Source organism: Chitinimonas sp. (assembly GCF_036568685.1).
In the GTDB taxonomy this organism is placed as follows: Bacteria; Pseudomonadota; Gammaproteobacteria; order Burkholderiales; family Chitinimonadaceae; genus Chitinimonas.
The window spans coordinates 18,804-40,851 of record NZ_DATCSC010000144.1 but is presented as its reverse complement, the minus strand read 5'-3'; the positions used below and the strand labels follow the sequence as shown (position 1 = coordinate 40,851).

Genomic DNA, 22,048 nt, shown 5'->3' with positions numbered 1-22,048 from the left:
CCTCCCTGATTCCCCGGCTAACGGCAACGCTAGCCGGGCTTTTTTTGTGCCATTGGCGGATCAATAGAACTGCTCAGCACCAATGAAATACACCTCGGGATACTTGGCCTTCTGTGCCTGCAGGACCAGTAGCACGTCTGCAACCGCTTTGAACGAGGCATCCTTATTTGGTCTGAGGTGGATTGGGTACGCATGACCTTCGGCCGCCATTTTTCTGAGCTTGGCGCTAAAGGCACCAACACCATCCAGCTGCACCCCGTCAAAAAAGATTGAGTCGTCAAAGTGGACGTCAACCTTGTGTACGGGAACACCAAACATGTTCGCCTTCGCCTTGGCAGTTAGCTTCAGTGGCATAAAGACTTGGTCTTTATCAAGGATAAAGTTAATGCCGCGCGCGCCGACGCGTTGCAGTCTCTCAACCACCCTGCCGCTTACTTCATAAGGTATCGCACCAGCAACGCGCAGATTGAACGTGCGTGCAGGTGCCTCCGCTGCCAGCTGCTTTAGCTGCGCATACCATGCCGCCTCGTTCTGCATCGCACTCCCGTTGATAGATACGCCTTCTTGAGCGTCGATATCGATCGTTACGGCGGGTCCGTCTGTGGTGAGCGAAACACCATCAGTAAGGGCCGGCTCGTCATCGAGCATGCTGAAAACTAAAGGGTAGTTCTTGAGCACTCTCACGCCGTTGCCCGTACAAGCCAAACCATATAGTGACTGCGTTATCAGGTTAGTCAGCAGGCGACTCCTAGGGAATTGCTGCAGGACTTCGACATACTCAATCTGCCCGTTGGTACCGATAGTCACCTGAGCCAGAGCAGCAGCCTTTTCAATCTCATCCTTTGCAGCAACGACGAGAAAACGATCTGATAATTTGCTGCCCATCTGGCTGATATTGGTACATGGCACATTTGGGCTCGTTTGCGCGACAAGGCGCGGGGCCTGGGCCGGTTGCGATGCCGGTAGTTTCCTAGCGCTCTCTTTTTGGGCTAGTTGCGCCTTGCTCAGGATGGCGTCACAAGATTTGTTAGCGCTTGGAGGAGCCAGCTGCGAAAGCGTGACTCGCATCTCAGCAGATAGAGACTCTCTTTGCTTCGCGCGCTCGTAATAACAGGTCGCAACCTCGGGGTTACGCACGACCCCCACACCAAATTCATGCAGCATACCTAGCCGGAACAAGGCACCAGCGTGCCCGTTGTCGGCTAAAGCACTATAGCTCGACAGTGCAGCAGCCAGTTGCACATCCGTGCCACGCCCTATCTCCTGCATCTGGGCGACCTGGAATTGCCCATAAATGCTGCCCGCACTGGCCGCCTTCTGATACCAACGGTAAGCAAGCGCAAGGTCGCGTGACCCCGTCTCGTCATAATGCACACCGAGCCAAGCCATAGCGCGAACATCACCCTGCTCGGCCGCGGCCGTAAACCACTTTTCTGCCAGGGCAAGATCAGCCGGCATCTGCTTGCTTAGATAGTAATTGCCTAACCAAGCTTGAGCCTTCATATCTCCCGCTTCGGCGCGCTGGCGATTGTCTTCCAGCAGCTTGGTAGCCGCAGCATCATCTACTGCATCGACAGCAGAGGCTGCCTGGAGAAGCGATGGTGAGATAAAGAGCAAAAGGGCGATGGACAGTATTTTCATATCAGAAGTGATCGTAAACAGGGATGTAAACCAGAACTGGCGAGGATAATATCAAGCTGCTGCCCCGCCGGGGGCTGGCTACCCTATCGTCGTCTCACAGCTGATCTATTCCCGCGAATACGGCCCCGCCGCCAGTGCCGCCTCGCGCATCTGCTCCAGCAAGGTAGCGGTACCCGGCGGCAGCTCGCCGCGCTCGCAGAAGTCCACCAGGCTGCGGAAGGGGCCGTACTGTTCGCGGCTGGCCACCAGCTTGGCGGCGGTGGCCGGGCCCACGCCCGGCAGAGTGCGCAGGTGCTCGGCCTCGGCGGTGTTCAGGTCCAGGGTGAGCGGCAGCTTGTCCTTGCCGGCCTCGATGGGGCTGGCTGCATTGAGCAGCCAGATACTCTCGGCCAGGCCCGCGGTCAGCCGTGCCGGGTCATCGGCGGCTTGGTCCGCCAGCTTGGCTAGCTCGCTGCGCAGGGGTTTCAACCCCGCCACAAACGCTTCCATATCTCCCAGTTGGCCGCGCTCGGCGAGCTGGGCCACCTGTTGGCTCAGGGTCGGCCGTACCGTGGCACCGTAGCTCAGGTTCACCAGCCAATGCGCCAGCGATTTACGCAAGGCGGCGTCCGGCGTGGCCTGTACCAGGGCAGGCAGCAGGTGAGTGCTGGGCTTGAGCGGCTGGCCGTTGAGCTGGCGCAGGGCATCGAAGAGCGGCTGGTAGCGCGCCGGCAGGGTGCTCTCGCCCTCGGCGCCGGTGAGCTGGGCCTGGTAGAAAACCGTGGCGATAAAACCCTCGGAAGCCAGCATCTGGTTGCCATTCTTGAGCCGGCTACGGTCGAACATACTGCTCAGGTCGCGCCGCAGTCGCAGTGCGTCGGTCCCGGTAATCGGCAACTGCGCATGCACAAACAGGTTCTGGCGCATGCCCTGCAGCCGCAGCTCGCGGTCGGTATTGCTCTGCCACAGCGAGGTCAGGGGCTTCCAGCGCAGGCCTTGGTCGAACGCCCGCAACCTGGCGTTGTGGGTGTAGCGCCGTACCAGGCCCTGCATATGGGTGGCAAAGCCTTCGTCGAAGGCAGTGGCTTCGTCGGTCACCACCGGGCTGCCGTGCGGCGTGCGGGAATAGCCCTCGGGCAGATGGGGCAGCAGGCGGCGCAAAAACACGTGGCCCAGCTCGTGGGCAAATATCTCCTCAAAACCGCCGTCCTCCACGCTGGCCTCGTCGACCGGCAGGTCCACATAGGGCTCGGCCTGCCACTGCTCGCCACCCTTGCCACGCAGCCAGAAGCCGCGCCGGGCAAAGCCTCCGTCCTCTTCAGCATTCAACAGCCAGGTGGGCTGGATATTCTGTACCCCGGCCGTGCGCTGTGCGGCGGCATCCATGGCCAAAAGGGTGCGCAGCAGACCTTCATTGCTCTCGCGCTGCAAGCGCTGGTAGAGGGCCCCGCCTGTCACCTCACGTAGCACCGGCGCCGGCTTACCGCCGCCGGGTGGCAGCTTGTAGACCAATTGGCCATCGAGCTGCACGGCCTCCAGCAGACCCAAACGCTGCGCCTGTGCCGGCATACCCACCAGCGCCATGCCCGTTGCCAGCGTCCAAGCTGCCAGCCCTCCCCTGCCTTGCCACCGCATCAACACTGCCTGACCTCCTCTGAATGGATGGCCCATGGTGCCGCTGGCCGCTACCTTGCGCCGCAGGCATGCGACCTTCTGCAATATGGGTGGTACAGACTGCAACTAGCGGCGCCATGCCGTTTACTTATAGACAGGGCTAAACATTAGCGCCCACCTGAGCGCTGGCTATACTCACGCACGCCGTGCCAAGAAGCCGGCCACAACATAAATAGACTAGGAGAAAGCGATGCTTGACCACATTGGCCTGACCGTCAGCGATATCGACCGTAGCAAGGCCTTCTTCGGCCCTGCCCTGGCCCCGCTGGGCATTACCCTGCAGATGGAAGTGACCGCAGAGCAGACCGGCCACCACGCCCACGTGGGCTATGGCGTAGTGGGCAAGCCCTTCTTCTGGGTCGGTGGCGGCCAGCACATCAGCAGCGGTGTGCACGTGGCTTTCAGCGCCAAGACCCGCGCCGAAGTCAACGCCTTCTACCAAGCCGCCATGGCCGCCGGCGGCCGCGACAACGGCGGGCCCGGCCTGCGCCCGCACTACCACCCCAATTACTATGGCGCCTTCGTGCTGTGCCCGGATGGCAATAATGTGGAAGCCGTCTGCCACCTGCCCGAGTAAGCGTTACCTGCTCACCTGACCAAGCCAGTCTGGCGACGTGGACCCGCGCCAGCAGCAGGATTCAACACAGCAAAAGTTGGCCCCAGGATGGCCGCCCCTGTAGCCTTTGGCTCAGGGGCGGCCATCCTGGTTTTCACCGACGAACGGCATATTAATTAGCTTGCTAATTGTTATTGTCGTACCTATATTATCTCCAAGGCAGTGCGCTGCGGAGCAAGCTCCCACAGCGCCCAGCCAAACCGCTCCCACCACCCGTACTTGGTGATGATGAGCTGAAGCATCGCGTGGACCAGCTTAAAAGTTAGCGCATTAATAATTTGCGCAGCAAAGCGATCCAAAACCAGGGGTTAGGCCCAAGGACAAGGAAACCCGCCATGAACACGACCGCCAAACTGCTCGCCACCGCCCTGCTGGGCCTGACCATGGCCCAGGCGCTGGCCGACCCGGTGATCGACGAATACCGCCGCGCCACCCGCGGCGACTTCGCCCGCGTGTTGGAAGTGAAGCAGAACCTGAACCCTGACTACAGCGACGCCCAACGGCGCGGGGTCGAAAACGCCTCGGTCGGTCCCTATATCCGCGTTACCGGCCCTGCCCGCCCCAAGCAGGTCGTGGCGGCGGACTACAGCGGGGCTTATCGCCGCGCAGCACGGTTGAATGAAGACACTGAGGCGGCTGCCCAGCAGCTGGTCCTGAACACAGGCAATAGCGGCGACAGCACAAGCTGGTTGCAACAAGTGCGCGACTAGTCGCCCGCCGCAGCAATGCGGCTTGCCTCCCTAGCAACTCTCCCCTGACTCTCTCCCGGCCTCGCGCCGGGATTTTTTTGTCCGGGCTTACCGGCCCTCGGCAGCCGCCTTCATCTGCGCGAGCCCCCGCTCAAAGTCCTTGCCCACCATCTTGTCCATGCTGGCCACGAGGCTCATGAGCTTGGAGATGAACGGGCTCGGACCATACATGGCCCAGCTCACCTGGGTACCGCCAGTGGCCGGCTCCAGCTGAAATTCGGCCTTGTTGCTGGCTTTGAAGGGACGGAAGAAGTCGAGCTGGATCAGCACCTTGCCGGGCAAGGCTTCGATGATCTCCATGCGGCCCTGCCCCACTTTGTTGTTGCCATTCCACTCGTAGATCGCACCCAGTCCCAGCGGCTGACCGCTGTACTGGCGCTGCAAGGCCGGGTCCAGTTTCTCCCACGGTGACCAGTCCACCCAGCGGTGAAAATCCTCGATCAGCGCCTGCACGGTTTCCTGCGGCGCCGCGACGATAATGCTGCGCTCAACGCGGAAGGTATCGGGCCGGCTGGCGGCCACGCTCAGTACGCCCACCAGGGCGACGACAATAACGATGACCAGCATGGTGACCATGGTGCTATCCCTCTATGTATTTAATGCGTGGCAGACAGCCTAGCGTATCTGGCGCCTTATAGCGGTTTACTTACCCAGACGCTGCCGTCGCCATCGTCACGCTCCTGCGTAAAGCCGGCAGCCAGATACATGGCCAAGGGGCCAAAGTGATTGGCTGCCGGGTTGTCGGTACCGACCCGCGGGTTGGCCTCCACCCGCTGCAAGCCCTGTGCCCGCAAGCCGTCGCAGGCCGCCGTCAACAGCGCTTTGGCAACGCCCTGGCCGCGCCGGCTGGGGGCGACCAGAAAGCACAGAATGGTGCCGCGCTGAGCAGCGTCCGGCAGTGGCTCTTCATCCAGCGCATGCAGCATGGGACGCGGGGCAGCATTGCACCAGCCCACCACCTCATCTCCCAGGTAGGCGAGGTAGCCCTGCATCTCACCGCTTGCCGCGCGCCGCTCGGCGCAGGCACGGTTGTCGGCGCCGCTGCGGTCATTCCAGCGTACCTGGCGGTGATCCTCATAGAAACACTGGCAGTAGCAGGAGGCCCACTTCGGATTGTCGGCAAAGGCCTCGCCTTCAAAGAAACGCAAAAAGTCCGGCCATCGGGCTGGGCTCAGGGCCTGGATATGCAGGGCGGTATCGGGCACGCGGGTCACCAGAACGGAAAAGCTCCAGTCTAGGCGGCCTGCGTGCCTTCTGCCCGGCCAGTCGCTCTAAACCGCTACCGCTCGTTGCCGGGCCATGGCCCGCACGCCGGCACGTTCAGCGCACCAGGAGCCCAGGTCCAGGGCGCCCCGGCAGGGCAGCAACATAGGGTTGCCAGCACCTGCGAGGCGGAAATCCGCCTAGTGCGAGGACCGCCGGCCCGGTTAAGGCGTGAGCGCGAGGCTCCGCGCTGGCCATCCATCAGCCAGCGCGGCGAGCGAAGAGTGGACGCTAGAAAAGACCATGCCCGACCAAGGGCCGGGCATGCGGACAAGCAAGCAAAGACGGTTTACCGTTGCGGTAGGCCATCCAAAAAGGCTGTGCCGGCACCGCTGAAGCGTGCCGCATTGGTGTCTATGCGCTTGGCGCGCAGCAAGGGGCCCTTGATACAGCCAAAGATGGCGGTGATCAGCAAGGCCAGCATGCTCAGGGCGAACAGGCCGGCGCTGTCTTCAACACCACCCACCACCGCCAGCCCCACCGACAAGGCAACCCCAGCCCAAATGCCGAGGATGATGCGGTTACGCCCTGCCTGGTGCGTTTTGCACAGGGCGGGTGACACCTTGACCTTGCGGCGCACGATCATGGCGATGATGGCGTAGATCAGCAGGTTGATCAGCGCGATCAGCAGCAGCCAGGGGCTATGCCAATAGTAGGTGCGCTGCTTGGACGGCGTCGCCACGTCGGCATTGCAGCGCACGCAGCGGTGCGGGAAGTCTGACCCGGCCGCCACCACCACCATCTTGCCCTCGCGCCAGACCATCGCTTCCGAGCGCGGTGTGGTCACGCTCTTTGGGGGGGCATAGGGCTGGTAGTCGTCCTTCGCCACCTTGGCCGCGGCCTTGGGCTGCGGCTTGGCACCAAAGCTGGGGGCGGGGGTAAAGATCGGCGCAGCGGGCTTCTCCTGCTCGCCGGCGGTGGCCTGAACCGACATTACCGGCTCAATCGCAGCAGGCTTGGCCGCTGGCACCGGGGCGGTCAGCTCATCGGCCAGTTGCTTGGCCAGGGCCATGGGGTAGTGCTTGGCCAGCAGGGCTGCGCACAAGGCGGCGGCATCACCATGTTCCGGCAAGAGCTGCGCAGCCTGTTGCCGGAACAGGGGCAAAAAGGCCTGGTCCAACGCCGGCGGGCGGCCATTGGGACGGTAGGCGGTGCCGTTGGCCTGGGCGGCATCGTAGCGGGCACGCTCCTCGGCCGAGCCGAGGATGAAATAGGCATGCACCAGCTGCGCATAACGTTGCTGCATCAAGCCATCGCCCGGGTGCTTGAGCGGGTGGTGCTGCAGCGCCAGGCGCAGAAAGGTGGCGTCGACTTGGGCGGCGGTGGCCTCGGGCACAAGGCCGAGCTTGGCGTAAAGGCTGGGGGGCTGGGCGGAGGTGGGCATAGTAAGCGCTCAGGCAACAGGCGGAACCTGACCTGATGATATTGGCATCTTAAAACTGGCCGCGCAGCATACACGGCAGCAGCCCCTGTCGCCCAGCCCGGCCGTCCAGCCACCCGGAAAGTGCGGCGGCGGCGCGACGCCCCGACCTACCAGCCTGTCCTCCCCCTGCCGGGACAGTGGACATTCGGACTGGTTTTATCCTAGCCAACCGGCCAGGATGACCCACTGGCCAACGCATGCCCAGTCGTCGGTTGGCGGCATACCCCTGGCAACGGCTATAACGAGTGGAAGCGGCCGCTACCCGCCGGGCGCGGCCCAAAGGAGGCAAACATGGCGATCCCCCACGCCAAATCGGGTGACATGGTCAGCATCGACCTCGACCTGAGCAAACCGGTCACCGAACTCTCCCGTACCCTGGTGCGGGATGAGCATATCGAGATCTTCACCCTGGGCGTTGCCGCCGGCAGCCATATGCAGGAGCACCGCGCCGCCGGCCGGCTGAGCTTGCACTGCCTGGCTGGCGAGGTACGCCTGCACTGCCACGGCAAGTTGCACCATCTACAACCCGGCCAGCTCGTCTACCTGCAAGATGGCGAGCCCCACTCGGTCGAGGGAGTACAAACCGCAGTACTGCTGCTGACCCTGGTACTCAACCGCAAGTAGCCGCCCGATCACCAGCCTGGTTATAGTCAGGGCATCTCAATGCAAGCAGGGAAGCTGGATGTCTGCAGCGGCAAATCGGGCAAGACACGGCACGCGGTCAAACTGGCTGGTCGGCCTCTTGGCCGTCTTGTCGATGCTGACCTGCGCCAATGCCGCCGAGCGCCTGGTGCACTACCCCAATGTGAACGGACTGGGCAGCGAAGGGCTGGGTTATAAGGCACTGGCGCTGGCGCTCAAGAAATCCGGCCAGCCCTACCGCTTGGTGCTGCATGACGAGGTTGCCAATATCGACCGCACCCGCGCCATGCTGGAGCAGGGCCAAGTCGACGTGGTGGACTTCGGTACCTCGCCGGACTTCGAATCCCGCTACGGCGCCGTCTACTTCCCCATAGATCGAGGCCTCAACGGCTGGCGCCTCTTATTGATCCGCGCCCAGGATGTACCGCGCTTTCGCGGCATTAGCTCGCTCACCGCGCTCAAGGCCTATACCGCCGGCCAAGGCCAGAACTGGGCGGACATCGCCATCCTGCGCGCAGCCGGCCTCACGGTGAACACCATGCCCACGTTGCCCGACCTCTTCCCTACCCTGGCGGCGCAGCGCTTTGACTTTGTGCCATTGGGGGTCAACGAGATCTACGGCCTGTTGGAGAAATACCGCCCCGGCAAGCAGGACCTGGTGGTGGACGAGCACCTGGTGCTCGTCTACCCCTTTGGCCGACTGTTCTTTGTACGCAAGGACGACACCGACTTACGTGACGCCCTATTGCGCGGCCTGACCGCCGCCTTTGACGACGGATCGTACCAGCGCATGCTGGAGGCCGACCCCGCCTATGCCGAGGCCCTGCACCAGGCCAACCTGGGCCAGCGCGTACGCCTCCTGCTCGACAACCCGGCCCAGACGGCGGCATTTCGGGCCATTCCACGCCGCTACTTCCTGCATTGATCGAATGCACTGCGAGATAAGCTATTGATATCAATAGATTCATAGCTAAACTTGAAAATATTCTTTTATTTTGCTTGCTAATAGTTAGCGCGATACGTATATTGCACCCATGGCAGCGAGACGCAGGTAGCCCAGCTGGGCCGCTAACAAAACCCGGCGTAGCGCTTCTGGCCAAGATGGCAAGCAAGGCAGTACCGCTTGTACGGCAAGGTCAGAAGGGTTTTGTTAGCGGCTCGATGTGGACCAGCTCACGTGGCGCCAGGCTCTACCGACCAGATGGGACAGGCAGAGCGCAGCACGTGGAAGTCCGTTCATATTATTAGCGCGCAAATATTAAGCGCAATTATATGAGCCTAAAAACAACTGAGACCGCTCACATTGAAAGGAATCACATCATGAAAACCGCTATCAAACTGCTCTCCGCCTCCCTCTTCGGCTTGGCCGTGGTTCACGCTGCCGCTGCCGACAAGGCCCCGGTCTTCGCCTTCTCGGAAGACGCCTACAACACTCAGTTCGTCAGCCCCGACCATACCGATGCCTTCCGCACCGGCGCCATCAAGGCCCAGGCAGACGACACCATCGTGATCGCCGGCAAGACGGTACAGGTCAGCCCGGACAACACCGACGCCTTCCGCCGCATTGGCTACACCGGCGCCGACCTGCTGGCCAATAGCCGTACCGGCCGCGAAGCCTTCAAGGTTGCGGCAGGTAGCCCCGGCCCGCTGAAGGTCGCCTCGGTAGCCGTGGCGGCAGACGCCCCCTGGTACAGCGTTGCACCGTAACAGATTGATGAAACGGCCTGCGGTGCGCGATCAAACCTGAACCCGCGCACCCTGCCCAGGCAAATACTTAGCGCACTCAATATTTAATCCCATCCCAAGCGGGGATGGGCAACAGGAAAGGATCACCATCATGAACCGCATCGCCAAACTCATCGCCGCCACCGCCGCCGGTCTCGCCTTTGCACAGGCCGCAGCCGCCGCCCCGGTGTTCGCCTTCTCGGAAGATGCCTACAACAGCCAGTTCACCCCCGAAGCACAAGCCGCCGCCAAGGCAGCCGAGCCGGCCGGCCCGCTGCATATCGACAGCAAGGCGCAATTCTCCTTCTCGGAGGACGTCTTCAACAGCCCGGTTGATCAAGCCGCCAAGCCGGTGGGGAACCAAAGCGACCAGATCGTGATCAAGGCCAGATCCGCCCAACAGGCCGCCATCGGCAGCAAGCTCAACCTGGCCCAGCTCAATCAGGCCAACGAACTGTACCAAGGCACCAATCTGTAAGCGCAAGCCCGCTTTAACGTCTCGAATCGTGGAGTCACTCACCCCGGCAACCGGCAACGGTTGGCCGGGGATTTTTTTTCCCTTTAACGCTGTGGCATGCAACGCGGCGTCCCCCATCCGGAGGGCTACGCCGTGTTCCAACCCCAATTCCGTGGTTCCTACGGCTTTGGCCGCCGCTTCGAGCAGGCCGGCTACAAGCAGTGGGGCATGGCCATGCAGGACGACATCACCGATGGTGTGCAATACCTGATCCGCCAAGGCATTGCCGACCCGCAACGCATCTGCATCTACGGCGCCAGCTACGGTGGCTACGCCGCACTGTGGGGGCTGGTCAAGACGCCCGATCTCTACCGCTGCGGGATCAGCTTTGCCGGCGTGACCGACATCGGCAATATGTTCAAGGACTGGTCCGATACCAATAGCAGCCAGGCAGGCCGGGAATGGAGGCGCTTTCTTGTTGGCAACCCGGACGATGACAAAGCGCGCTTCGACGCAGTTTCGCCGCTGAAGCATGCCGACCGCATCAAAGCCCCCGTGCTACTCATGCATGGCGAGGAAGACGTGCGCGTGCCAATCGAGCACGGCACAAAGATGGTCCGAGCACTCATGGAACTGCACAAGGAATACGAATGGAAGTCCTTCCCCCTGGAAGGTCACGGCCTCTACTACACCGATCATCGCAACGAGTTCTACAACACCCTGCTCGGCTTCCTGGACAAATACATCGGCCCAGCTTCAACGGCGAGCAAACCGCCGACAGGCACACCGCCTCTCGCCGTATATGATACGGCGCCGGTCAGGTGATGAACGAAGCTGACAACACCTCCCGCAAGCGGCCGCCGACGATTCCGGCGAACCATCACCGCTACGGTCAAGCCTTAAGGCCAGCCCCTCCGCGCCGGCTTTGTGCTTAAATGCCGGCCTTGGTACCCGTTCCTGCTCTTGCCGCATTGGCGTGGCAAGAGCGTGAACGGAATCGTTGTTTTTGGGGGTCTACCGGCCCCTAGCTTGCTGTCTACAGGACCACGCCATGAACCGTATCAAAGCCCTGCTGGCCACCTGCCTACTGGTCGCCGCCGCCGTTCTTCCCGTTCATGCCGCCGATGACTGGCAGTCGCTGACTACCCAGGCTGAGACGCTCTACCGCCAGGGTCACTTCGACCAGGCGTTGGCCGTCACCCAGAGCGCGCTCAAGGAAGCGGAAAAGCACAAGAACAATGCCGAGCAGATCTCCGCCAGCCTCAATGGCATCGGCCAGATCTACCAGGACCAGGAGAACTACGCCGAGGCCGAGACCTACCTCAAGCGCGCCCTGGCCGTGCGCGAGAAGGCCTTGGGCCCGAACCACGTGAACGTGGCCATGAGCGCGAACAACCTGGGCGCCCTGTACCAGCAGCAGGGTGACTATGCGCGCGCCGAACCGCTCTTCAAGCGCGCCATTGCCGTGCTGGAAAAGGCACAGGGTGCCGAGCACCCGGCGGTCGCCCAAGCGCTCAACAACCTGGGTGCCATGTACCTGAACAACAAGCAGTTCGACCAAGCCGAACCGCTGTTCCAGCGCGCCCTGGCGATCAACGAAAAAGCCCTGGGCCGCGATCATCCCGAGGTGGCGCAGAACCTGGAACACCTGGGCTTTGTCGCCCTCAACCGCAACCAGGCCAAGGACGCCGTGCCGCTGTTCGAGCGCGCCAACAGCATCCGCGAACGCGCTTATGGCGGCGGCCACCCCGAAGCCGCCATCGGCTACAACAACCTGGCCCGAGCCTACCTGGCCGCAGACCGCAACGACGAGGCCGGCCCCTTGGCCAAGCGCGCATTGGAGGTGGTCGAGAGCACCATGGGGCCCAGCCACCCCTACGTGGTCTCGGTGCTGAAGAACCTGGCGGTCTACTATCAAAAGACCGGCAAGGAGCCCGAGTTCAAGGCCACCGTCGAACGCATCAAGGCCATGACGACCGCGCCTGGTCAATCCTGATGCACACCACCAGCCCGGGCCGTGGAACCCTATGGTGACTTTGCCCAGGCTGGTCCTGCTCCCGGGCATGGATGGGAGCGGCACTTTGTTCGAACCGCTCCTGGCCCAGCTTGGGCCGGATCTGCCCACCACGGTAGTTCGCTACCCACCCGACCAACCACTCGGCTATGTTGAGCTGGAAGCCCTGGTCCGAGCTGTTCTGCCCAAACGCGGCCCCTATTTCCTGCTTGGAGAGTCCTTCTCCGGGCCAATCGCCCTGTCCCTCGCTGCGCAGCAGCCAGGGGACCTGCAGGGTTTGCTGCTGTGCTGCACGTTTGCCCGCAATCCCTACCCCTCGCTGGCCATCGCCCAGGCCCTGCTACCCTTCTTGCGTTTTGGCCACCCACCGCTATGGCTGCTGGAGACCCTGCTACTGGGTAAGGACCGCAGGCCAGCACTCAGCCAGGCGCTGAACCAAGCGCTGGCACCGCTGACTGACCGGACCATGAAGGCACGCCTGAGCGCTGTGCTGAGTGTCAGCCCGCCCCCGCGGCTCGACCATATCCAGATCCCCAGCCTTTATCTGCAGGCCCAATCCGACCGGGTGGTCCCGGCCCGTGCCTACGATGCCCTGCTCGGTTTACTGCCCAACTTGCATAAGGCATCCCTGGCCGGCCCGCATTGCCTGCTGCAAACCCAGCCGGCAGCAGCCGCGCAAGTGATCCGCAACTTTATCAAGCAGCACACCCGCCTGCGCTAAGCGCAATCTCCTGCACGCTTATGCGTAAACAGCAGCACCTCGCTGCCGACGAACGGTAATTTAATTAGCTTGCTAATTATTATTGTCGTATGTATATTGCGCCCATGGCAGCGAAACACCGGTCGCAGACAACAGGAAAACCGGTTTTTGCCCCGGCTCCACCCCCAGACAAACAAGGGCGAGCGGAGCGCAGTACAAGATGTCCGGTTGGTTTAGTTAGCGCACAAATTACTGTTGCGATAACAACTGGCCCCGCATCCGGAACTTCGACATTCAAACTTTGAAAGGAATTACATCATGAAGACCGTCACCAAACTGATCTCCGCCTCCCTCTTCGGCCTGGCCCTGGTTCAAGCTTCCGCCTCCGGCATTGGCTACACCGACGATGTGCGCCGTGCCAACGCGATCAACACCTCGGAAGATGCCTACAACACCCAGTTTGTGAGCCCGGACAATACCGATGCCTTCCGCGCCACCGCCGCCCGCACCGTGCGTGAGGATGTGATCGTGGTCGCCGGCAAGTCCAAGGTCAGCCCGGACAATACGGATGCCTTCCGCCGCAGCGGCTATACCGGCGCCGACCTGCTGGCCAACAGCCGCACCGGCCGCGATGCCCAGGTAGTCACGGTTGCCCAAGGTACGGCCGGCGTAGAAGGCGTCAAGGTCGCCTCCCGTACCGTGCGTGAAGCTGCAATCTGACGCTACGCCCAAGGGCTCTTTCCCTCCCCTCAGGAGCGATTTAGCAGTACCTCTTTCGAAAGATCACTCCCTGATTCCCCGGTAGCCGCGAGGCACCGGGGTTTTTCATATTGTCATTGACGGTTTTTGCACGATTATGCATATTTGTGCACGTTTAAATCTGCACAACCAGCACCATGACCACGCCCTCCCTGCTGCTCACCGAGCGTCAAAGCCTGATCCAGGCCCGCCTCAAGGCCGATGGCCGGGTGCTGGCGCTCGATCTGGCCCGTGACCTCGGCGTATCGGAAGACACCATACGCCGCGACCTGCGGGAGCTGGCCGCCCAGGGCCTGTGCCGGCGGGTCTACGGTGGTGCCCTGCCATTGCCACCCGAACCCGGTGCGCTGCAACAGCGCCAGACCGAGGCGCTGGACCGCAAGGCCAGGCTGGCGCAGGCAGTGGTCACGCTGTGCCGGCCCGGCCAGGTGTGGTTTATCGACGCAGGCTCGACCAATGTCGCGATCGCCCAGGCCCTGCCGGAGATGCCGCTGACCGTGGTGACCAATGCGCCGTCCGTGGCCGCGGTGCTCAGTGGCCGGCAGCAGCTCAGCCTGATCTTGATTGGCGGGGTGGTGGACCCACGGGTCGGTGCCTGTCTGGGCGCGCGAGCGCTGCGCGATATCGAGCAGCTCACGCCCGACCTGTGCGTGCTGGGCGCCTGCGGGGCCGATGCCGAGGCCGGCCTTTCCGCCACCTGGTTTGAGGAGGCAGAGTTCAAGCGATCGATCGCCAACCGCAGCCGCCAAGTACTGGCCGCGGTCACCGACGAGAAGCTCGCCACTGCCGCCCCCTACGCCATCATGCCGGCGCACGAACTCGATTATCTGGTACTGGAACACAGCGGCGATGCCGCCCAGGCCCAGGCCTTTATCCAGCTGGGGGTGCAGGTATTGCACGCCCAGGCTGTCTGATCCCGGAACCCCTGCCATGAACGTCATCGGCCCCCTGCAACAACGCGTCACCCGTCTGATCTTCTTCGTCGCCGGCTTTGGTACCTCCGCCTGGGCGCCCCTGGTACCCTACGCCAAGGAAAGGCTTGCGCTCAGCGAGCACCACCTTGGCCTCTTGCTGCTCTGCCTGGGGGTTGGGTCCTTGATCGCCATGCCGCTGACCGGCGTGCTCTCGGCACGCTTTGGCTGCCGACCGGTGATCCTGATCTCCTCCACCATCCTCCTGCTGGCCCTGCCGGGCCTCGCCCTCGCCGCCAGCCCCTGGCAGCTGGCGGTGATCCTGTTCATCTTTGGCGGTGCGGTCGGCACGCTGGACGTGGCCATGAACATCCAGGCGGTGATGGTGGAGAAGGCCGGCGGCGGCAGCATGATGTCCGGCTTTCATGCCCACTACAGCGTGGGCGGCTTTGCCGGTGCCGGCAGCATGGCGCTGATGCTCTGGTTGGGCATGCCCACGGGCTGGAGCTGCGTGCTGATCTCCGCCGTGGTGGCGGCCATCGTGCTCTATACCCAGGCCCACCACCTGCGCGAACCCGAAGCCGCCGAGCGCGATGCACCGCTGTTCGTGCTACCGCACGGCGCGGTGATCTTTATCGGTTGTCTGTGCTTCATCATGTTCCTGGCCGAGGGCGCCATGCTCGATTGGAGTGCACTCTTCCTGACCGCCGGCCGGGGCCTGGCCGAGAGCCAGGGCGGGCTGGGCTACGCCGCCTTTGCGGTGGCCATGACGGTTGGCCGCTTCAGCGGCGACGCCGTGGTGCGTAAGCTCGGTGGCCGGCGGGTACTGCTGCTGGGCGGGCTGGCTGCCTCGGCCGGTTTTCTGCTGGCGGTCTTTACCGCCTCGCCCTACGCGGCGCTCTTGGGCTTTGTACTGATCGGCCTGGGCGCCTCCAATATCGTGCCCATATTGTTCACCGCCGCCGGTGCGCAGACTGCCATGCCGGCCAGCCTTGCGGTCGCCGCCATCACCACCCTCGGCTACACCGGCATCCTGGCCGGCCCCGCCCTGATCGGCTTTATCGCCCATGCCAGCAGCCTCAACGCCGCCTTTGTCGGCCTCGGTTGCGCCGTGCTGCTGGTAGCCGCCAGCGCCCGCATTGGTGGGCCGGCCAGACAAAGTGCTTGACCCTCACGTAACGGCAGACTCCATCGTGCCCAAACGGAAAGGGGATACGCATGCTGCTCAAGATTGGTGAACTGGCAAAACGCACCGGGCTATCGGTACGGGCATTGCGCCATTACGACGAGATCGGCCTGCTGCCTCCTTCCGCTCGTACCGATGCCGGCTACCGGCTCTACAACCAGCACGACGTGGCGCGCCTGTACCGTTTGCTTGCGCTACGCCAGATTGGTTTGTCGCTGGCAGACATCGGCCCGCTGCTCACGGGGGACGGGATGGCGCTACCGGTCTTGATCGAACGACAGATGCAGCTGCTCGACAGCCGCATTGCCGAGGCCACCGCACTACGCGACAAACTGGGTCAGTTGCACAGCACCTTGGCCCAGCAACGCGACCCCGCTCCCGATGAGTGGTTATCCACCATGGAGCGCATGACCATGTACGACAAGTATTTCAGCCAGGCCGAGCAGGCCGAACTCAAGCAGCGCGCGCAAAACGAAGATGTGCAAGGCGCCGAGGCAGAATGGCCGCAATTGATCGCAGCGGTGCGTGCCCATATGCAGCAGGGCACAGCGCCTGACGCAGTCGAGGTGCAGGCCCTGGCCCAGCGCTGGCGCGCACTGGTTCAGCAGTTCGTGGGCAGCAACCCCGCCCTCTTGCCCAAGCTGCACACCATGTACCAGCAGGAGGCCAAGCTGCAGGCCGATACCGGCATAGACCCCGCCATGCTGGCCTATATCGGCCAAGCCATGGCGCAGAGCCGGCTGGCCATCTACGCGCGCTACCTGGATGAAGACGAGATGGTGCGCCTTCGCGCCAACTACGGCCGCAATATGCAGGCCTGGCCAGCCCTGGTAGCGAATGTACGCAGGCTGATGCAAGCCGGCACCCCGCCCGAACAGACCGAGGCTCGGGCGCTGGCGCGGGAATGGTACGAGCTGACCGCCCAGTTCGCCGGACACGACCCGCGCACCCGCGAGAAGCTGCGGCAGGCCATGGAGCAGGAACCGGCGCTGCTGGAAGGCAGCGGCATCGACCTCGCCATGCTGGACTACCTGCGGCGGAGCCATGCCGCGGCAACACAGGCTGATTCCACCCGCTAGGCGGACAGCGCAGCTAACTCCGAGCGGTACTCCTGGACCAAAATGAACGGTGCCCATACCTTCAACATGAAGGTATGGGCACGGCAATACATCAGAAACTGAGTTTCAGACCCGTACCCAATTTTTGCTGGGTATAGCTACCGGCATTTCCCTTGGTCTTACCGTAATATTCAAACTCCAACACAGCCGAAAGATTATTGGTGATTCGATAATCTGCACCTACACCGACCATGGGGCGGATGGAAGAATCCGTACTTGCCTGACCATCAAAACCCACGGCTTTCAAATGATTTCTCGCCACCCCCAATTTCCCGTAAACCGAGAAATCCGCATTCAATGGCAAGGTCTTTTTCCCAGCGAGATAAAATACATCTGACTTAATACTCGCCCCAGGTAACGAGGCCCCGGCCGGATTGTTGAACTTCCACGAGCCAAAATCACCGTAACCCGCCTCCAGCGCGTAATCATTGCCCAGATTCAAGCCACCATAGAGCTTGAACGCCTTTGGATTGTTGTAGTTATCAACCGTGCCCGTCGCCCCATAACCGATCTTCGCCTCGCCCGGGGTCATGATGGATAACCCTGCATAAGCGTCTTCGGCCATTGCCGTACCAGAAACCAGCAAGGCCAAACCTGCTGCCGTACCAATCCAAAATCCATTCCGCATCTGTATCACCCGATTAATAAGAAAGCTGCGGGTAGACGACACATGCCAAATACAAGTTCCGGACCTTGATTGAAATAATTACCAATAATTTTTCCATAAGCAAAAGTTAATTTAACGGCGCAGTTGGCAGCAAAACCGCCAATTGGTTCCCTTCATCGCAATATTGGCAATGTTTTGAATCAATCGCTTGATGCAACAGCTTCCACTGCCCGTTGCCACCGGTCCGCTCCGGCGGCAAGAAGGCCTCTGCATCGTGCCTGCTCAGCACGGAGCGCAGTTCGACCAGACTTCGCTCCCGCACCGCCGCTTTGCCCAGGTCTGCTCAAAGCGTATGGCATAGGACTCGCACCTGGCCCCCAGGGGTGCCGTTTTTCGTCAACCCTGTGCCTTTTTGCGCAAACCGTCGGTCCGGGCCTTTGCACCGTTTATCCCCGCCAGGCCGCGCCAATACGGCGATCTCGCCATCAGTTCATGCTCTTGGCATGGTGCTTGCGAATACCCTGATACTGGGCCTCGCGCCGTACCAACGAAACCACGGGATACGACCATGACGATGCAAGAGAAGAACGCAATGTGGGACCTGCTGCTCAAACAACGCCGCGAGCAACAGGTCGAGCTGGAAGCCGCCTTCACCAATCGCCTCATGCAGAACTACCTCGGCGGCATGCTGCCCCGCCAGTCGCAGCCTGCATCCGCTTTCGCCAAGTAAGTCTCGCCGCGGTAGAAACAAGCGCAACGCCTCGCGAAGTGCAGCAAATCGTCCGGGATACCCGGACGCTTACCCTGCCCGAAGCCTGATACAGCGGCTCGCCCCTGATTTAGCCCCTCCCCTCCGCCCCTCCCGCCGGAGGGGAACCTCGCTGCGCTCGCATCAGCACAGAACAAGGTCCGCTTTTCACAGCCTTGATGGATCGCTCCCGCCGCTCGCCTGCCTCGCCGCGGTGAATAACAAGCGCAACGCCTCGCGAAGTGCAGCAAATCGTCCGGGATACCCGGACGCTTACCCTGCCCGAAGCCTGATACAGCGGCTCGCCCCTGATTTAGCCCCTCCCCTCCGCCCCTCCCGCCGGAGGGGAACCTCACTGCGCTCGCATCAGCACAGAACAAGGTCCGCCTTTCACTACCTTGATGGATCGCTCCCGCCGCTCGTCTGCCTCGCCGCGGTGAATAACAAGCGCAACAGGTCGCGAAGTGCAGCAAGTCGTCCGGGATACCCGAACGCTTACCCTGCCCGAAGCCTGATACAGCGGCTCGCCCCTGATTTAGCCCCTCCCCTCCGCCCCTCCCGCCCGAGGGGAACCTCGCTGCGCTCGCATCAGCACAGAGCAAGGTCCGCTTTTCACTACCTTGATGGATCGCTCCCGCCGCTCATCCGCCAGCGCGCCACCGGGTAGTGGCGCGCTACAATCAAGGCAAAGAATCGAGATTCGCAGGAGGTAGCAAGACCACGGTCCTGTCATGCCCTCCTGGCTGGAAACCCTGCGCGATGCATTGGATCAGGTCGAGTACGGCATCGTCCTGCTCGATGCCAAGATGACCGCCTGCTTCATCAACAGCGCCTTCCATCGCATGTTCGGCCTGCCGCCCTGCCCGCCGGGCCGCTGCTATAGCTTCCAGGACCTTATCTACCACGGCCGTGACCAGCGGCTCTATCCCATCCCCGACGACCAGTTGACCGAGTACGTGCAGCGCCGTATCGACATGGTGCGCAGCGGCGGTCACGCCCCAGTCCACTTGCGTCTGACCGATGGCCGGGTGCTCAAATATGAATGCATAGAGCTGCCTGGCGGCGGCCGCATGCTGACCTATGCGGACGTCTCAGTCCTGGTGCATGCCCTGGAACAGATGCAGGCCTTGGCCACCACCGACGACCTGACCCGGGTGATGAACCGACGCGCCTTCTACGACGCGGCGCAGGTGGAGGTGGAGCGCGCCCGGCGCTATGGCCATGCGCTGTCCGTGCTGATGCTGGACGCCGACTACTTCAAGCGCATCAACGACCAGCACGGCCACGCGGTAGGCGACGATGTGCTGCGCGGCATCGCCACCACCTGCAAGACCATGATGCGCAGCAGCGATCTACTGGGCCGGCTGGGTGGCGAGGAATTCGGCATGGTGCTGCCCGAGACGCCGCTACCCCTGGCAGTGGGCTATGCCCGCAAGCTGGTGGACGCCATCCAGGCCCAGCCGGTACAGACCTCAGCCGGTTCGATCGAGATCACCGTCAGCGTCGGCGTAACTGAGCTTGGCAGCGATGCAGACGACTTCTGCAGCCTGCTCAGCAAGGCCGATGACGCGCTCTACGCCGCCAAACGTCGCGGCCGTAACCAAGTCTGTTACTAAGCCCCCAAGCAAGACCACAGGTCGCCGAATTCGCATTGAGGAACTATTTCATATTTTCCTAACATACTTCACCGGCCGCTGTCATTGTGGTTACACACAATGCAATCGTCATAAAGTATAGGCATACTGCGCCCCGCAACGTTAGACCTCGCCGGGTCTCCCTGCATAGCCCTCCCTGGGGCACTCCAAGCCTCGTGCCCCCACGGGGCTTTTTCTTTTCCGACTTTATCCACAGGCTGAAGCTAACTGCTCAATAGCGGGACTTCACCCACTTGTAGGGATAGTCCGGCTCCACATAACCCTTGGCTCCCTGCCGCTTGGGCAGCTTGGGCTCCTTGCGCGGTACCGTTTCGTAAGGGATGCGCTCCAAGAGATCGGCGATCACATTCAACCGACCCCGGCGCTTGTCGTCGGAATCGACCACGTACCAGGGAGCGGTGCTGGTATCGGAGGCCAGAAACATGGCATCGCGAGCGCGCGAGAAGTCGTACCAGCGGTTATAGGACTTGAGGTCCATTTCCGAGAGCTTCCAGGTCTTGCGGCCGTCGTTGATACGCGCCAGCAGGCGGCGGGTCTGCTCTTGTTGGCTGACCTCCAGCCAATACTTGATCAGGATGATGCCGGCGTCGACGATGGCCTGCTCATAGAGCGGCACAGCGCGCAGAAAATCCTCGGCCTCCTTTTCGGTGCAAAAGCCCATCACCCGCTCCACCCCGGCGCGGTTGTACCAGCTGCGGTCGAAGATCACGATCTCACCGGCCGCCGGCAGGTGCTTCACATAGCGCTGCACATACATCTGGCTCTTTTCGCGCTCAGTGGGGGCCGGCAGCGCCACCACGCGGAACACCCGCGGGCTCACCCGCTCGGTGATGGCCTTGATGGTGCCGCCCTTGCCGGCACCGTCGCGCCCCTCGAACACCACGCAGACCTTGGCGCCGGTGTGCACCACCCACTCTTGCAGCTTCACCAGTTCCACGTGCAGGTCAAACAAGGCCTTCTCGTAGTCCTCCTCGCCCATGCCCTTGTCCGCTTTGCCCGCCTTGTCGGCTTTATCCTGCTTGGCCACGGTCGCCTCCTGTTGTTTTCATCCCCTACCGTTTGTCAGTGTGGTGAAAAACCAGGCCGGCGGCAAACGGCCGCACCACATGCGAGTGGGGAAAACCTGCGGGGGAGTTGCGCGGGATCAAACCACCGGGCGGTCAGGCGATGTCGGCCCAGCGTAAAATTCGGCCCTAGGCATCACCCGGCTACGAGGAAACACCATGCCTTTCGCGACCCCACACCCAGCGCAGGATCAGCGCTGCCCACTCAACCCGCGAGAAGAGACATTGGCGCTATTTCTGGAAGGGGCCGGCTTTGCCGAGCAGGACCGCTGCGAGGTGATAGGCTGGCTACGCGAGAATGACTATATGCGCTCGGTACGCCGCCAGTTGGGTCGGAAGCTGCAAGCCACCGACGAGCGCGCCGCACTACACTATTACAGTTGCGGCGTATCGCCCGAGCGGGCTGCAGGGCTGATCGCCACTCCGACCTTTTCGCACTAGCCTATCTGGCCTGAACTCAGCTATGGCAGGCGCCGCAAGAGGCGCCGCTACAGTTCACGCCCGACGAAAAGTAGCGGCTACGCTGCCCGCCACAGACCTGCTGGCAGACATTGGGGGCCGCCAGGTAGCAGCCTGAGCCGTCCTTGTTCTTACACCGTATCTCCAGCTTGTCTTTGGCGCCCTGTGCCTTCGTAGCAGCGAGCTCACGTCGCTCGTCTTCGTTCATGTCACGCACATTCGCCACCCGCATCCGTACCACACCAGCCTGCCGCAAGGCCTCCGGCGAGCGGCCGGATTCGGTCGAGGTCTCGATGGTTTCTGTCAGGCTGGTATGGCCATTGATGGTCTCGTAGTGCTTGCTCTGCGGCGAGATGGTCACGTCCCCCTGCTGATCAGGTGCGACAATGAACTGGAGCTCTTGCTTACCCTCCAGGCTCAGTACGCCCATGGCCCCCTCCTGCAGGCTCACTTTCTGGCTGCAACCAGATTGCAGCAAGACCTCCACCGCCACCATGCGATCGGTCTTCTCTGATGCCTCAAAAAACCCGACGCTGGTGGGCACAGGAAGAAACTGCGTCAGCCCCTCCCCTGGGGAAGGGTAGCTGCCTGGCAGCAGGCTGGCGACGAGCACCAGTACGGTTGCAGCGGCGATCTTGAGCATGGTGCCTCGCAGGGC

The 22,048-nt window shown here is 62.2% G+C and carries 24 protein-coding genes; 16 read left to right on the top strand and 8 right to left on the bottom strand.

Annotated elements, in window-relative coordinates; translation table 11 throughout:
- Nucleotides 1–60: 60 nt before the first annotated feature.
- A complete protein-coding gene (locus tag VIM95_RS20915) occupies nucleotides 61–1,641 on the bottom strand; it encodes a hypothetical protein (protein ID WP_331989611.1) in 1,581 nt (526 codons plus the stop codon).
- A 105-nt stretch (nucleotides 1,642–1,746) separates the two neighbouring features.
- Nucleotides 1,747–3,255 carry a ComEA family DNA-binding protein gene (locus VIM95_RS20910; protein ID WP_331989609.1) on the bottom strand — a complete coding sequence of 503 codons (1,509 nt, stop codon included), beginning with the start codon at nucleotides 3,253–3,255 and terminating at the stop codon, nucleotides 1,747–1,749.
- A gap of 229 nt (nucleotides 3,256–3,484) precedes the next feature.
- On the opposite strand from VIM95_RS20910, the gene VIM95_RS20905 reads away from it, so the two are divergent.
- Nucleotides 3,485–3,871, top strand: coding sequence for a VOC family protein (locus VIM95_RS20905; RefSeq protein ID WP_331989607.1), 387 nt, complete (start codon nucleotides 3,485–3,487; stop codon nucleotides 3,869–3,871).
- A 374-nt stretch (nucleotides 3,872–4,245) separates the two neighbouring features.
- Nucleotides 4,246–4,620 carry a hypothetical protein gene (locus tag VIM95_RS20900; RefSeq protein WP_331989605.1) on the top strand — a complete coding sequence of 125 codons (375 nt, stop codon included), beginning with the start codon at nucleotides 4,246–4,248 and terminating at the stop codon, nucleotides 4,618–4,620.
- 87 nt (nucleotides 4,621–4,707) lie between these two features.
- Here the strand turns inward: VIM95_RS20900 and VIM95_RS20895 are convergent, their stop codons facing one another.
- The 3 genes from VIM95_RS20895 to VIM95_RS20885 form a co-directional block, all read right to left on the bottom strand.
- The gene (locus VIM95_RS20895; RefSeq protein WP_331989603.1) at nucleotides 4,708–5,235 is read right to left on the bottom strand and encodes an SRPBCC family protein; all 528 of its coding nucleotides are present in this window, start codon (nucleotides 5,233–5,235) and stop codon (nucleotides 4,708–4,710) included.
- Nucleotides 5,236–5,291: 56 nt separating this feature from the next.
- On the bottom strand, nucleotides 5,292–5,864 hold the full coding sequence (locus VIM95_RS20890) for a GNAT family N-acetyltransferase (RefSeq protein ID WP_331989601.1): 573 nt from the start codon (nucleotides 5,862–5,864) through the stop codon (nucleotides 5,292–5,294).
- Between the two features lie 347 nt (nucleotides 5,865–6,211).
- Complete coding sequence (locus VIM95_RS20885; protein WP_331989599.1) at nucleotides 6,212–7,306, bottom strand: J domain-containing protein; 1,095 nt, start codon at nucleotides 7,304–7,306, stop codon at nucleotides 6,212–6,214.
- A 330-nt stretch (nucleotides 7,307–7,636) separates the two neighbouring features.
- On the opposite strand from VIM95_RS20885, the gene VIM95_RS20880 reads away from it, so the two are divergent.
- The 11 genes from VIM95_RS20880 to VIM95_RS20830 all read left to right on the top strand — a co-directional run bounded on the left by VIM95_RS20880 (nucleotide 7,637) and on the right by VIM95_RS20830 (nucleotide 16,818).
- Nucleotides 7,637–7,969: an AraC family ligand binding domain-containing protein gene (locus VIM95_RS20880; protein WP_331989597.1), complete on the top strand. Its 333-nt coding sequence runs from the start codon at nucleotides 7,637–7,639 to the stop codon at nucleotides 7,967–7,969.
- A 58-nt stretch (nucleotides 7,970–8,027) separates the two neighbouring features.
- A complete protein-coding gene (locus VIM95_RS20875; RefSeq protein ID WP_331989595.1) occupies nucleotides 8,028–8,912 on the top strand; it encodes a transporter substrate-binding domain-containing protein in 885 nt (294 codons plus the stop codon).
- 395 nt (nucleotides 8,913–9,307) lie between these two features.
- Entirely contained in the window at nucleotides 9,308–9,694 is a 387-nt protein-coding gene (locus VIM95_RS20870) for a hypothetical protein (protein WP_331989593.1), read from the top strand.
- A 130-nt stretch (nucleotides 9,695–9,824) separates the two neighbouring features.
- Nucleotides 9,825–10,190, top strand: a complete 366-nt coding sequence (locus VIM95_RS20865; RefSeq protein ID WP_331989591.1) for a hypothetical protein — start codon at nucleotides 9,825–9,827, stop codon at nucleotides 10,188–10,190.
- Nucleotides 10,191–10,322: 132 nt separating this feature from the next.
- The gene (locus tag VIM95_RS20860; RefSeq protein WP_331989589.1) at nucleotides 10,323–10,994 is read left to right on the top strand and encodes a S9 family peptidase; all 672 of its coding nucleotides are present in this window, start codon (nucleotides 10,323–10,325) and stop codon (nucleotides 10,992–10,994) included.
- Nucleotides 10,995–11,220: 226 nt separating this feature from the next.
- Entirely contained in the window at nucleotides 11,221–12,165 is a 945-nt protein-coding gene (locus tag VIM95_RS20855) for a tetratricopeptide repeat protein (RefSeq protein ID WP_331989587.1), read from the top strand.
- Between the two features lie 31 nt (nucleotides 12,166–12,196).
- Nucleotides 12,197–12,904 carry an alpha/beta hydrolase gene (locus VIM95_RS20850; RefSeq protein WP_331989585.1) on the top strand — a complete coding sequence of 236 codons (708 nt, stop codon included), beginning with the start codon at nucleotides 12,197–12,199 and terminating at the stop codon, nucleotides 12,902–12,904.
- Between the two features lie 297 nt (nucleotides 12,905–13,201).
- Entirely contained in the window at nucleotides 13,202–13,603 is a 402-nt protein-coding gene (locus VIM95_RS20845) for a hypothetical protein (RefSeq protein ID WP_331989583.1), read from the top strand.
- Between the two features lie 176 nt (nucleotides 13,604–13,779).
- Entirely contained in the window at nucleotides 13,780–14,556 is a 777-nt protein-coding gene (locus VIM95_RS20840; RefSeq protein WP_331989581.1) for a DeoR/GlpR family DNA-binding transcription regulator, read from the top strand.
- A 16-nt stretch (nucleotides 14,557–14,572) separates the two neighbouring features.
- Complete coding sequence (locus tag VIM95_RS20835; RefSeq protein WP_331989579.1) at nucleotides 14,573–15,721, top strand: MFS transporter; 1,149 nt, start codon at nucleotides 14,573–14,575, stop codon at nucleotides 15,719–15,721.
- Between the two features lie 50 nt (nucleotides 15,722–15,771).
- The gene (locus VIM95_RS20830) at nucleotides 15,772–16,818 is read left to right on the top strand and encodes a MerR family transcriptional regulator (RefSeq protein WP_331989577.1); all 1,047 of its coding nucleotides are present in this window, start codon (nucleotides 15,772–15,774) and stop codon (nucleotides 16,816–16,818) included.
- 91 nt (nucleotides 16,819–16,909) lie between these two features.
- Here the strand turns inward: VIM95_RS20830 and VIM95_RS20825 are convergent, their stop codons facing one another.
- Nucleotides 16,910–17,485, bottom strand: coding sequence for an outer membrane beta-barrel protein (locus tag VIM95_RS20825; RefSeq protein ID WP_331989575.1), 576 nt, complete (start codon nucleotides 17,483–17,485; stop codon nucleotides 16,910–16,912).
- Between the two features lie 547 nt (nucleotides 17,486–18,032).
- On the opposite strand from VIM95_RS20825, the gene VIM95_RS20820 reads away from it, so the two are divergent.
- Together VIM95_RS20820 and VIM95_RS20815 are read left to right on the top strand one after the other, a co-directional pair.
- Nucleotides 18,033–18,194, top strand: a complete 162-nt coding sequence (locus VIM95_RS20820; RefSeq protein ID WP_331989573.1) for a hypothetical protein — start codon at nucleotides 18,033–18,035, stop codon at nucleotides 18,192–18,194.
- Between the two features lie 749 nt (nucleotides 18,195–18,943).
- On the top strand, nucleotides 18,944–19,828 hold the full coding sequence (locus VIM95_RS20815; RefSeq protein WP_331989571.1) for a diguanylate cyclase: 885 nt from the start codon (nucleotides 18,944–18,946) through the stop codon (nucleotides 19,826–19,828).
- A 250-nt stretch (nucleotides 19,829–20,078) separates the two neighbouring features.
- Here the strand turns inward: VIM95_RS20815 and ppk2 are convergent, their stop codons facing one another.
- Entirely contained in the window at nucleotides 20,079–20,894 is an 816-nt protein-coding gene (gene ppk2 / locus VIM95_RS20810) for a polyphosphate kinase 2 (RefSeq protein ID WP_331989569.1), read from the bottom strand.
- Between the two features lie 196 nt (nucleotides 20,895–21,090).
- Between ppk2 and VIM95_RS20805 the strand changes: the two genes are divergently transcribed.
- Nucleotides 21,091–21,372 (top strand): hypothetical protein, encoded by a 282-nt coding sequence (locus VIM95_RS20805; RefSeq protein WP_331989567.1) that lies wholly within the window; start codon nucleotides 21,091–21,093, stop codon nucleotides 21,370–21,372.
- Nucleotides 21,373–21,388: 16 nt separating this feature from the next.
- Here VIM95_RS20805 and VIM95_RS20800 read toward each other — a convergent pair whose 3' ends face one another.
- Nucleotides 21,389–22,033 (bottom strand): hypothetical protein, encoded by a 645-nt coding sequence (locus VIM95_RS20800; RefSeq protein ID WP_331989565.1) that lies wholly within the window; start codon nucleotides 22,031–22,033, stop codon nucleotides 21,389–21,391.
- Between the last annotated feature and the right edge of the window lie 15 nt (nucleotides 22,034–22,048).

Bases quoted from the DNA above. Each gene is read 5' to 3' on its own strand.
- VIM95_RS20865 (WP_331989591.1), top strand. From the start codon at position 9,825: ATGAACCGCATCGCCAAACTCATCGCCGCCACCGCCGCCGGTCTCGCC.
- VIM95_RS20870 (WP_331989593.1), top strand. From the start codon at position 9,308: ATGAAAACCGCTATCAAACTGCTCTCCGCCTCCCTCTTCGGCTTGGCC.
- VIM95_RS20805 (WP_331989567.1), top strand. From the start codon at position 21,091: ATGCCTTTCGCGACCCCACACCCAGCGCAGGATCAGCGCTGCCCACTC.
- VIM95_RS20815 (WP_331989571.1), top strand. From the start codon at position 18,944: ATGCCCTCCTGGCTGGAAACCCTGCGCGATGCATTGGATCAGGTCGAG.
- VIM95_RS20825 (WP_331989575.1), bottom strand. From the start codon at position 17,485: ATGCGGAATGGATTTTGGATTGGTACGGCAGCAGGTTTGGCCTTGCTG.
- VIM95_RS20840 (WP_331989581.1), top strand. From the start codon at position 13,780: ATGACCACGCCCTCCCTGCTGCTCACCGAGCGTCAAAGCCTGATCCAG.
- VIM95_RS20800 (WP_331989565.1), bottom strand. From the start codon at position 22,033: ATGCTCAAGATCGCCGCTGCAACCGTACTGGTGCTCGTCGCCAGCCTG.
- VIM95_RS20875 (WP_331989595.1), top strand. From the start codon at position 8,028: ATGTCTGCAGCGGCAAATCGGGCAAGACACGGCACGCGGTCAAACTGG.
- VIM95_RS20910 (WP_331989609.1), bottom strand. From the start codon at position 3,255: ATGCGGTGGCAAGGCAGGGGAGGGCTGGCAGCTTGGACGCTGGCAACG.
- VIM95_RS20835 (WP_331989579.1), top strand. From the start codon at position 14,573: ATGAACGTCATCGGCCCCCTGCAACAACGCGTCACCCGTCTGATCTTC.
- VIM95_RS20880 (WP_331989597.1), top strand. From the start codon at position 7,637: ATGGCGATCCCCCACGCCAAATCGGGTGACATGGTCAGCATCGACCTC.
- VIM95_RS20820 (WP_331989573.1), top strand. From the start codon at position 18,033: ATGACGATGCAAGAGAAGAACGCAATGTGGGACCTGCTGCTCAAACAA.
- VIM95_RS20855 (WP_331989587.1), top strand. From the start codon at position 11,221: ATGAACCGTATCAAAGCCCTGCTGGCCACCTGCCTACTGGTCGCCGCC.
- VIM95_RS20905 (WP_331989607.1), top strand. From the start codon at position 3,485: ATGCTTGACCACATTGGCCTGACCGTCAGCGATATCGACCGTAGCAAG.
- VIM95_RS20845 (WP_331989583.1), top strand. From the start codon at position 13,202: ATGAAGACCGTCACCAAACTGATCTCCGCCTCCCTCTTCGGCCTGGCC.
- VIM95_RS20830 (WP_331989577.1), top strand. From the start codon at position 15,772: ATGCTGCTCAAGATTGGTGAACTGGCAAAACGCACCGGGCTATCGGTA.
- VIM95_RS20895 (WP_331989603.1), bottom strand. From the start codon at position 5,235: ATGGTCACCATGCTGGTCATCGTTATTGTCGTCGCCCTGGTGGGCGTA.
- VIM95_RS20885 (WP_331989599.1), bottom strand. From the start codon at position 7,306: ATGCCCACCTCCGCCCAGCCCCCCAGCCTTTACGCCAAGCTCGGCCTT.
- VIM95_RS20850 (WP_331989585.1), top strand. From the start codon at position 12,197: ATGGTGACTTTGCCCAGGCTGGTCCTGCTCCCGGGCATGGATGGGAGC.
- VIM95_RS20900 (WP_331989605.1), top strand. From the start codon at position 4,246: ATGAACACGACCGCCAAACTGCTCGCCACCGCCCTGCTGGGCCTGACC.
- VIM95_RS20915 (WP_331989611.1), bottom strand. From the start codon at position 1,641: ATGAAAATACTGTCCATCGCCCTTTTGCTCTTTATCTCACCATCGCTT.